This is a genomic window from Streptomyces neyagawaensis, assembly GCF_023516595.1.
GTDB classification, from domain to species: Bacteria; Actinomycetota; Actinomycetes; order Streptomycetales; family Streptomycetaceae; genus Streptomyces; species Streptomyces neyagawaensis.
In genome coordinates, this window is sequence record NZ_JAMGBG010000019.1 from 272,709 (window position 1) to 282,842 (window position 10,134).

9 protein-coding genes are annotated in these 10,134 nt (G+C 72.5%); 8 read left to right on the top strand and 1 reads right to left on the bottom strand.

All coding sequences use genetic code 11. The features are described 5' to 3' along the window. Positions 1-14: 14 nt before the first annotated feature. A complete protein-coding gene (locus M8J73_RS11280; RefSeq protein WP_055519820.1) occupies positions 15-470 on the bottom strand; it encodes a metallopeptidase family protein in 456 nt (151 codons plus the stop codon). Positions 471-815: 345 nt separating this feature from the next. Between M8J73_RS11280 and M8J73_RS11285 the strand changes: the two genes are divergently transcribed. From M8J73_RS11285 to M8J73_RS11320, 8 genes are all read left to right on the top strand, one after another. Beyond that, positions 816-1,238 carry a DUF3499 domain-containing protein gene (locus M8J73_RS11285; protein ID WP_249828556.1) on the top strand — a complete coding sequence of 141 codons (423 nt, stop codon included), beginning with the start codon at positions 816-818 and terminating at the stop codon, positions 1,236-1,238. Positions 1,239-1,504: 266 nt separating this feature from the next. After that, positions 1,505-2,869, top strand: a complete 1,365-nt coding sequence (locus M8J73_RS11290) for a phosphomannomutase/phosphoglucomutase (protein ID WP_055541395.1) — start codon at positions 1,505-1,507, stop codon at positions 2,867-2,869. 278 nt (positions 2,870-3,147) lie between these two features. Then, complete coding sequence (locus M8J73_RS11295) at positions 3,148-3,318, top strand: Trm112 family protein (RefSeq protein WP_099963864.1); 171 nt, start codon at positions 3,148-3,150, stop codon at positions 3,316-3,318. 113 nt (positions 3,319-3,431) lie between these two features. After that, positions 3,432-4,559 (top strand): SIS domain-containing protein, encoded by a 1,128-nt coding sequence (locus M8J73_RS11300; RefSeq protein WP_249828544.1) that lies wholly within the window; start codon positions 3,432-3,434, stop codon positions 4,557-4,559. A 54-nt stretch (positions 4,560-4,613) separates the two neighbouring features. After that, positions 4,614-5,765, top strand: a complete 1,152-nt coding sequence (gene manA, locus M8J73_RS11305) for a mannose-6-phosphate isomerase, class I (protein WP_249828545.1) — start codon at positions 4,614-4,616, stop codon at positions 5,763-5,765. A 262-nt stretch (positions 5,766-6,027) separates the two neighbouring features. Beyond that, positions 6,028-7,005, top strand: coding sequence for a cation diffusion facilitator family transporter (locus M8J73_RS11310; protein ID WP_249828546.1), 978 nt, complete (start codon positions 6,028-6,030; stop codon positions 7,003-7,005). 374 nt (positions 7,006-7,379) lie between these two features. Next, the gene (gene ahcY / locus M8J73_RS11315) at positions 7,380-8,837 is read left to right on the top strand and encodes an adenosylhomocysteinase (RefSeq protein ID WP_055717644.1); all 1,458 of its coding nucleotides are present in this window, start codon (positions 7,380-7,382) and stop codon (positions 8,835-8,837) included. Positions 8,838-8,979: 142 nt separating this feature from the next. Continuing rightward, a complete protein-coding gene (locus M8J73_RS11320; RefSeq protein ID WP_249828547.1) occupies positions 8,980-9,594 on the top strand; it encodes a hypothetical protein in 615 nt (204 codons plus the stop codon). Positions 9,595-10,134 lie beyond the last annotated feature (540 nt).

Consider the following 10,134-nt stretch of genomic DNA (forward strand, 5'->3'; position numbering starts at 1 on the left):
GCGCCCCAGCCGGGTCAGTCCTCCCCGTACCGGGGATCCACGGTCTCCGGATTCAGTCCCAGCAGCTCGGCGACCTGTTCCACGACCACCTCGTGCACCAGCGCCGCCCGCTCGTCCCGCCCCTTCGTCCGGATCTCCACCGGCCGCCGGTACACCACCACCCGCGCGACCCGCCCCTCCCGAGCCGGCACGATCCCGCCGAGCGGCACCGCCTCGTCGTTCCACACCCCGTCCCCCGGCCCGTCCAGCCGCGGCACCTCAAGGACGAGGAAGTCGATGTCGGCCAGCTGCGGCCACCGTCGCTCCAGCCGCTCCACGGAGTCCTGCACGAGGTCGGCGAAGACCTCCGCGCGACTCGCCGCGAGCGGCACCTGCGGCGGCGCGATGGGGCCGCGCATCCCCCGGCCGTGCCGATCACGACGGCGGGGCCCGGGTGCGGAGGCGGCGGGCGGCGGTACGAGGTTGTCCATCACCTGTGAAGCGTAGTCCTCACGAGGTGCGCGCGCCCGGCTCCACACCCCGCGCCGCACCCCCGCTCCGACACCGCTGACCTGGTACGTCCAACCGGCGCGCCGAACACGGGTGCGCCGCAGGGCCGTACGGCCCGACGCCGGATGACCAATCCAGCCAAGGTTGGGCTCGAATCCGTTCTCTCCCGGACCGATGAACTCGCATCAAATGACCTGGTTTGTAGCGATAATTGAGCGCCTTTCGAGTCGTTCGGAATGCCGGACGAGGAGTTACTCGCAGGTCAGCGAGGTGGGTTCGGAGAGGCGTGTGGGGCGTCTCACATGACGACACGGTGGAGTGACCTGGTGGAGAGTCGTCGCGGCCCGCTCAAGAGTGCGGTACCGTCCAACATCGTGAGCCCTGTACGTCGCTGTTCGCGCACCGCTTGCGGCCGTCCCGCCGTCGCGACGCTGACGTACGTCTACGCCGACTCGACCGCGGTCCTCGGCCCGCTCGCCACCTACGCCGAACCCCACTGTTACGACCTGTGCGCCGAGCACTCCGAGCGCCTCACCGCCCCGCGCGGCTGGGAGGTCGTCCGGCTGCTGGACGCCTCGGCTCCCGCCCGCCCCAGCGGTGACGACCTGGAAGCGCTCGCCAACGCCGTGCGTGAGGCGGCCCGCCCGCAGCAGCGCGCCGCGGAGGCCGGCGGCGGTGCCCGTACGGCCGACCCGATGGAGGTCGCCCGCCGGGGTCACCTCCGCGTCCTGCGCTCACCCGACAACTGACACCTCGTTCGGTGGCGTTGCCGCCGCCCCCGCGGTGCCCCACGTCCCTCGCCGTCGCCCACCGGGGCGCTCCCTCCCGACGCTCCGCCCTCGCCGACACCCGGTTCGCCGCGTCCGCCCACCTCCCCGCCCGCCTCCCCGGCCGACCCGCCGCGTCGGGCGCCGGCCCCTGGCAGGGGCCAACGACCTCGGAGGTCACGCAGTCGGCCGTAACACCGGCCGGGTAGTTTGGGGCGATCCGGTGAGGACTTCAGGAGGGTTTGGCCGTGGCTGCTGATCTGTCGACGATCGTGAAGGCGTACGACGTGCGCGGTGTGGTCCCGGACCAGTGGGACGAGCCCCTGGCCGAACTCTTCGGCGCCGCCTTCGCCCAGGTCACCGACGCGGACGCCCTCGTGATCGGCCACGACATGCGGCCCTCCTCGCCCGGCCTCTCCCGCGCCTTCGCCCGTGGCGCGGCGGCACGCGGCGTGCACGTGACCGAGATCGGCCTCTGCTCGACGGACCAGCTCTACTACGCCTCCGGCGCGCTCGACCTGCCCGGCGCGATGTTCACCGCCTCGCACAACCCCGCCCAGTACAACGGCATCAAGATGTGCCGCGCGGGCGCCGCCCCCGTCGGCCAGGACACCGGCCTCGCCGAGATCCGCGCCCTCGCCGAGGAGTGGAGCGAGACCGGAGCCCCGGAGCCCGCCGCGACCCCCGGCACGATCACCCGGCGCGACACCCTGGAGGACTACGCCGCGTACCTCCGAGGTCTTGTCGACCTCACCGCGATCCGGCCCCTGAAGGTCGTCGTCGACGCGGGCAACGGCATGGGCGGTCACACGGTCCCCACGGTCTTCGCCGGCCTGCCCCTCGACCTCGTCCCGATGTACTTCGAACTGGACGGCACGTTCCCCAACCACGAGGCCAACCCCCTCGACCCGGCGAACATCGTCGATCTCCAACAGCGCGTCCGAGAGGAGGGCGCCGACCTCGGCATCGCCTTCGACGGCGACGCCGACCGCTGCTTCGTGGTCGACGAGCGGGGCAACCCCGTCTCGCCGTCCGCGATCACCGCCCTGGTCGCCTCCCGCGAACTCGCCAAGAACGGCGGCAAGGGCACGGTCATCCACAACCTGATCACCTCCTGGTCCGTCCCCGAGGTCGTCCGGGAGTGCGGCGGCACCCCCGTGCGCACCCGCGTGGGCCACTCCTTCATCAAGGCCGAGATGGCCCGCAGCGGCGCGATCTTCGGCGGCGAGCACTCCGCCCACTACTACTTCGCCGACTTCTGGAACGCCGACACGGGCATGCTGGCCGCCCTCCACGTCCTGGCCGCCCTCGGCGGCCAGGACGGCCCCCTCTCCGGCCTCGTCGCCCAGTACGACCGCTATGCGGGCTCCGGCGAGATCAACTCCACCGTCGCCGACCAGACCGCCCGCCTCGCCGCCGTCAGGGCCGCCTACGAGGGCCAGGAGGGCCTGACCCTGGACGAGCTCGACGGCCTCACCGTGTCCTCCGCGGACTGGTGGTTCAACGTCCGCCCCTCCAACACGGAGCCCCTCCTCCGCCTGAACGCCGAGGCCCGCGACGAGACGACGATGACCAAGCTCCGCGACGAGGTCCTGGCGATCATCCGGGGGTGACCGCGCCGGCCTCGCGGACGATGGGCCGCGCCCGGCGCCGCCGCCCGCGCCCCCCGGCGCGGTGAGGGCCGCCCGCGCGGCCGATCGGGGCCTCCCCGGGTCCAGCCCGGGTGGCGGAACCTCGCCCCCGGGCCGGGCTCCCCACCGGGCGAGGACCCGCCCCGCACGGCCCGGACGCCCCTCCCAACCCCGGCGCCGACCCCCTCCCGGCGGTACGCTGACCAGGCCGCACCGCACCACCCCGCACAACAGAACCCCGCCCCCGAAGGGACCCCGACATGCCGCTCGAAGCCGGCCTCCTGGAGATCCTCGCCTGCCCGGCGTGCCACGCCCCCCTCACCGAGGAGGACACCGAGCTGACCTGCACCGGTCAGGACTGCGGCCTCGCCTACCCCATCCGCGACGGCATCCCGGTCCTCCTCGTGGACGAGGCCCGCCGCCCGGCGTGACCCCCCGCCCCGGGCCCCGGCTCCGGGCACACGGCAAGGCGTAACCCCGCGCGGGTAGGGAAACCCGGCGCGAAGGCGAAAAAGGGCACCCGGCGAATCGGAGGCTGCCGCCCATGCTCGACGAATCGCTGCTAGACACCCCCGACGCCCTGTCGGAGGCCGACCGGGGCGGCCTGCTCCGCGGCGCCGCCGAGGCCGGCGCCCGGGTCCGCACGGCCGTCCGCCTCGGCACCGAGGCCGGTATCGCCGACCTCAAACCCGACGGCCGCCCCCGCGCCCTCATGATCGCGGGCCCCGGCATGGCCTCCGCCGGCGTCGCCGACCTGCTCGGCGCCCTCGCCGGCTCCAGCTGCCCGATCACCCGCATCCACCCCACCGGCGTGGCCCCCGCCCCGGGCGCCCTCCGCTGGGACCTCCCCGGCTGGGCCGGCTCCGTCGACCTCCTCCTGATCGCCACCGCCGACGGCACCGAACCCGGCCTGTCGCTCCTGGTCGACCAGGCCTACCGGCGCGGCTGCACCGTCGTGGCCGTCGCCCCGCCCCGCACCCCCGTCGCCGACGCGATGGCGGGCTCCCGCGGCCTGTTCGTACCGATGGCGACCGCCCCGTACGAGCTGGAGGTGCCCCTCGGCGCCGCCGCTCCCGGCATCCTGTGGGCCCTGCTCACCCCGATGCTGGCGCTCCTCGACCGTATGGGGATCGTCGCCGCCGACCGGGACGCCCTGGCGAAGGTCGCCGACCGCCTCGACCAGGTCGCGGAGCGCTGCGGCCCCGCCATCGCCACGTACAGCAACCCCGCCAAGACGCTCGCCGCCGAGTTCGCCGACGCGCTCCCGCTGATCTGGACGGAGGGCCAGTCCGCGGGCCCCGTGGGCCGCCGCTTCGCCTCCGCGCTCGCCGAGCTCGCGGGCCGCCCCGCCCTCGCCGCCCAGCTCCCCGAGGCCCTCGCCTCGCACGCGGTGGTGCTGTCCGGCCCCCTGGCCGCGAGCGCCGACCCCGAGGCCTTCTTCCGCGACCGCGTCGAGGAGCCACCCGCCCTCCACGCGCGCGTGCTCCTCCTGCGCGACCGGCCCACCGGCGGACTCAGCGCCGCCCCGGCCGCCCGCGAGCTGGCCCTCGGCCACGAGACCGCGATCAGCGAGCTGGAACCCGAGGAGGGCAGCGACCTGGAGACCCTCGCGGAGATGATCGCCATCACGGATTTCGCCGCCGTTTACCTCTCGCTCGCCTCGGGAGCCTGATCCTTACCTGGCCCCGGCAGACCCCCGAACGGCGTACGGAGAAGAACACACACCATGGATCGCCTCGACAACACCATCCGCCCCTACGCCTGGGGCTCGACCACCGCCATCCCACACCTCCTCGGCGTGGCCCCCACCGGCGAACCGCAGGCGGAGATGTGGATGGGGGCCCACCCCGGCGCCCCCTCGCGCACCGCGCGCGGCCCCCTCACCGAGGTGATCGACGAGGCACCCGAAAGCGAGCTGGGCCCGCGCACCGTCGCCAAGTTCGGCCCCCGCCTGCCGTTCCTGCTGAAGATCCTCGCCGCCGGCGCCCCCCTCTCCCTCCAGGTCCACCCCGACCTCGAACAGGCCAGGGAGGGCTACGAGGACGAGGAACGCCGCGGCATCCCCCTCGACGCGGGCCACCGCAACTACAAGGACGCCAACCACAAGCCCGAACTGATCTGCGCCCTCACGGAGTTCGACGGCCTCTGCGGCTTCCGCGACCCACTGCGCGCCGCCGACCTGCTCGCCGGCCTCGACGTCGACTCCCTCAAGCCGTACGTCGACCTCCTGCACGCCCACCCCGAAGAGGCCGCGCTCCGCGAGGTGTTGACGGCCGTCCTGAGCGCCGACCCCGAGGCGATGGCCGAGACGGTCACCCAGGCCGCGGCCGCCTGCGCACGCCTCGGCGGCGACTACGCCCCCTACGCCGACATCGCCCACCACTACCCGGGCGACCCCGGCGTCATCGCCGCCATGCTGCTCAACCACGTACGCCTGCAGCCCGGCGAGGCCCTCTTCCTCGGCGCCGGCATCCCGCACGCCTACCTCGACGGCCTCGGCGTCGAGATCATGGCCAACTCCGACAACGTCCTGCGCTGCGGCCTCACCCCCAAGCACGTGGACGTCCCCGAACTGCTGCGCATCGTCCGCTTCGAGGCGACCGACCCGGGCGTCCTGCGCCCCGAGGCGGCCCCCGACGGCGAGGAGGTCTACGCGACCCCCATCGACGAGTTCCGCCTCTCCCGCTATGTCCTCCCCGAGGCCACCGCCCCGCACGACCTCACCCTCCCGACCCCGCAGATCCTGCTCTGCACGGCCGGTTCCGTACGGGCGGGCGAACACATCCTCGCCCCCGGCGAGTCCGTGTTCGTCCCGGCGGACGAGAAGGCCGAGGTGTCCGGACCGGGCACCGTCTTCCGCGCCACGGTCGTCGCGTGAACGGCGTGACCCCCTGCTGATCCGCGACCCGGCGCACCGACACCGGACCGGGCTGCAACAATGCCCCCTGCAAAAGGCGGGCTGGGGCCTGTCGTTTGGATCATGCCGGCTTCGGGCTGCGGCGCCTTGATGCTGCCGGTGAGCCCCGCGGCCCAGGCGTGATTCAAACGACAGGCCCCAAGCCCGGCCGGTGACGGACGGAAGCGTGGGTACCCATGCCCATGCACAGAGACATGCGTAGGCGAAGGGACACCCCGGACAGATGAGCGCGTCAGGCGGCACCAAGGCGATCGTGGCGGCACTCGGCGCCAACCTCGCCATCGCGGCAGCGAAGTTCGTGGCGTTCCTTTTCAGTGGCTCGTCCTCGATGCTCGCCGAGTCCGTGCACTCCCTCGCCGACTCCGGCAACCAGGGCCTGCTCCTCCTCGGCGGCAAGCAGGCCAAGCGCGAGGCCACCCCGCAGCACCCCTTCGGGTACGGCCGCGAGCGCTACATCTACGCCTTCCTCGTCTCGATCGTCCTCTTCTCCGTCGGCGGCATGTTCGCCCTCTACGAGGGCTACGAGAAGATCAAGCACCCGCACGAGATCGACCACTGGTACTGGCCCGTCGGCGTCCTCGTCTTCGCGATCATCGCCGAGTCGTTCTCCTTCCGGACCGCCATCAAGGAGTCCAACACCCTCCGCGGCACGAAATCCTGGACGGAGTTCGTCCGCCACGCCAAGGCCCCCGAGCTGCCCGTCGTGCTCCTGGAGGACCTCGGCGCGCTCGTCGGCCTGATCCTCGCCCTCGGCGGCGTCGGCCTGGCCCTGCTCACCGGCGACGGCGTCTGGGACGGCATCGGCACCCTCTGCATCGGCGCCCTGCTCATCCTCATCGCGATCATCCTCGCCGCCGAGACCAAGTCCCTCCTCCTCGGCGAGTCCGCCGGCGCCGAGGAGGTCGAGAAGATCGCCGCGGCCGTCGTCGACGGCGACACCGTCACCCGCGTCATCCACATGCGCACCCTCCACCTCGGCCCCGAGGAACTCCTCGTCGCCGCCAAGATCGCCGTCCAGCACGACGACACCGCCGCCGAGGTGGCGAACGCCATCAACGCCGCCGAGGCCCGCATCCGCGAGGCCGTCCCGATCGCCCGCGTCATCTACCTCGAGCCCGACATCTACAGCGAGGCCGAGGCCGCCAAGGGCCCCGACACCGAGGCCACCCCCGGCGGCCCCGCCCCTACCGCCGAGCACTGACCCACGCACCCACAGGACCGGGCCCGCCGCATCACACGGCGGGCCCTTTCCCGTCACAGGCCACGCACCGCCGCACCGCCGACACCCCAGGCCAGGGCCCTACGAGCCCCCGCCGCCCCTCGGTGAGGTCTTGATCCTTCTCCGGGCGGACTGGGGCCGCATGGGTCGACCGGTGTAGCTTGGGACCGAGCCAGACGTCGCTGCTGATGGCGGTCGGGCGGTCCCAGCGAGGACCGACCGAGGGAGAGAGGGCCTCCGACGGACTGCGCTGCGCGCACGCGGGCATGCCTGTGTCCTCTTCGGGCACCCCTGTGTCCGCCGCCGCGCAGACCAGCCCTACCCACCCTCGACCCGACACCGAGGAGCAGCTCCTAATGACGACTGTCGATCAGCGACAGGACTTCAAGGTCGCCGACCTCTCCCTGGCCGAGTTCGGCCGCAAGGAGATCACCCTCGCCGAGCACGAGATGCCCGGCCTGATGGCGATCCGCAAGGAATACGCCGAGGCCCAGCCCCTCGCCGGCGCCCGCGTCACCGGCTCCCTGCACATGACCGTGCAGACCGCCGTCCTCATCGAGACGCTGGTCGCCCTCGGCGCCCAGGTCCGCTGGGCCTCCTGCAACATCTTCTCCACCCAGGACCACGCCGCCGCGGCCATCGCCGTCGGCCCGAACGGCACCGTGGACAACCCGCAGGGCGTCCCGGTCTTCGCCTGGAAGGGCGAGACCCTGGAGGAGTACTGGTGGTGCACCGAGCAGGCGCTGACCTGGCCGGACAGCCCCACCGGCGGCCCCAACATGATCCTCGACGACGGCGGTGACGCCACCCTCCTCGTCCACAAGGGCGTCGAGTACGAGAAGGCCGGCGAGGTCCCCTCCGTCGACACCGCCGAGAACGACGAGCACCGCGTCATCCTGGAGCTCCTCCACCGCACCATCACCGAGGGCTCCCAGAAGTGGACCCAGCTCGCCTCGGAGATCCGCGGCGTCACCGAGGAGACCACCACCGGCGTCCACCGCCTGTACGAGATGCAGCGCGACGGCATCCTCCTCTTCCCGGCGATCAACGTGAACGACGCCGTCACCAAGTCGAAGTTCGACAACAAGTACGGCTGCCGCCACTCCCTGATCGACGGCATCAACCGCGCCACCGACGTCCTCATCGGCGGCAAGACCGCCGTCGTCTGCGGCTACGGCGACGTGGGCAAGGGCTGCGCGGAGTCCCTGCGCGGACAGGGCGCCCGCGTCATCGTCACCGAGATCGACCCGATCTGCGCGCTCCAGGCCGCCATGGACGGCTACCAGGTCACGACCCTCGACGAGGTCGTCGACAAGGCCGACATCTTCATCACCACGACCGGCAACAAGGACATCATCATGGCCTCCGACATGGCCAAGATGAAGCACCAGGCCATCGTCGGCAACATCGGCCACTTCGACAACGAGATCGACATGGCCGGCCTCGCCAAGGTCCCCGGCATCGTCAAGGACGAGGTCAAGCCGCAGGTCCACACCTGGACCTTCCCCGACGGCAAGGTGATCATCATCCTGTCCGAGGGCCGTCTGCTGAACCTGGGCAACGCCACCGGCCACCCGTCGTTCGTGATGTCCAACTCGTTCGCGGACCAGACCCTGGCCCAGATCGAGCTGTTCACCAAGCCCGACGCGTACCCGACCGGCGTCTACACGCTGCCCAAGCACCTCGACGAGAAGGTCGCCCGCCTTCACCTCGACGCGCTCGGCGTGAAGCTCACGACGCTCCGCCCGGAGCAGGCCGCGTACATCGGCGTAGAGGTCGAGGGCCCGTACAAGTCGGACCACTACCGCTACTGATCAGGTACTGATCACGCACCTCCGCTGACGCACTCCCGCGGCAGCTCACAGGCAGGCCCCCGCACCCCCGTGCCGGGGGCCTGCCCGTTCGGCCCGTGGTACGCCCGTCGGCCGGATCAGCCCGTCACGACTCAGGACGCCCATGCCCCGCGGCCGGTATTCGCTTCATGACCCGCACGACCACACCCTCCTCGCCGAAGAACACTTCCACTGCGCGCCGGGTCCCTCCGGCTGGCGCTATGTGTCCCAACTGACCGCTCCTTCCGGCGACCACACCGGCTCCGTCGACCTCGCCCTCGACGAACTCGGCCGCCCCCTACGCCTCGAACTCCACGCCGCGAGCTGGCAGGTCCGCGGCGCCGCCCTCGACGGCGTCACCTGGGTCCGCACCGACCCCACCGGCACGCATGCCACCGAAGGCAATGTCCGCGCGCATGCCTTCACCGGCACCTCCCCGGCGTTCCTCATCGCCACCGCCCGTCTCCTGCGCCTCACCCCTTCCGAGCCCGCGACCCGAGTACGCCTCGTCGCCTTCACCGACCCGGTCCTCGCCCCGCGCACCGTGGACCAGTCCTGGGCCTTGATCGCAAGAGAAGCACACGCCACTGACAACGGCCCCCTGACCGTGGACGAATACCAGGTCACAGCCCTGGACACCGGCGAACAGCACACCGTTCACATCGCGGGCGACGTGGTCCTCGCGGCTCCCGGGGTGGAGCTGGAACATCTGGAATCACCGCCGTCGACGTTCGACTGACGGAGATCGGCCGGCGGGGTTCGGCCGGGGGCTCGGCTGAGAGGCGGGGGCGGCGCCACGGCAACGGCGGGTGCCGATGGGGCAGTCATGCGCCCGGTGCCGGTGCCGGTGCCGGTGCCGGTGCCGATGCCGGTGGCGACGGCACCGGGCCGATGGCAAAGCTCGGCCGGGTGACGCGTACCTAGGCGGGTGGCGCGAACCCGGTGCTCGGCCGCTCGGCCGGCGGTTGCCGCGGTGCCTCGACGGGAGCGGAGGCACCAGGCGCCGTAGGCGAGGCAGGAGGGGAAGCCACCGGAACGCCAGGCATGGTGGCGGGGGCGGCCGGTGGTGCGGCGGACCACCCGGCCCCCGGAGCCTGACCGCTCGGCGTCACGCCGGGGCCCGTCGCACCGCCGAAGGCGCGGCGTGCCTCACGCGTCTGGCGCTCGTGCACCACGGCCGCGAGATAGGCGCCCGGGGGCACGCCGTACGGCGTGGGCGTTCCCGTACGCGCCGCGAGATCCGAGGCGAGACGTTCCGCCATCGCCGCTCCGACCTGCG

Excerpts from the sequence above, each read along its gene's own strand:
- M8J73_RS11280 (WP_055519820.1), bottom strand. The coding sequence starts at position 470 with ATGGACAACCTCGTACCGCCGCCCGCCGCCTCCGCACCCGGGCCCCGC.
- M8J73_RS11295 (WP_099963864.1), top strand. The coding sequence starts at position 3,148 with ATGCCGCTCGAAGCCGGCCTCCTGGAGATCCTCGCCTGCCCGGCGTGC.
- M8J73_RS11300 (WP_249828544.1), top strand. The coding sequence starts at position 3,432 with ATGCTCGACGAATCGCTGCTAGACACCCCCGACGCCCTGTCGGAGGCC.
- manA (WP_249828545.1), top strand. The coding sequence starts at position 4,614 with ATGGATCGCCTCGACAACACCATCCGCCCCTACGCCTGGGGCTCGACC.
- M8J73_RS11310 (WP_249828546.1), top strand. The coding sequence starts at position 6,028 with ATGAGCGCGTCAGGCGGCACCAAGGCGATCGTGGCGGCACTCGGCGCC.
- ahcY (WP_055717644.1), top strand. The coding sequence starts at position 7,380 with ATGACGACTGTCGATCAGCGACAGGACTTCAAGGTCGCCGACCTCTCC.
- M8J73_RS11320 (WP_249828547.1), top strand. The coding sequence starts at position 8,980 with ATGCCCCGCGGCCGGTATTCGCTTCATGACCCGCACGACCACACCCTC.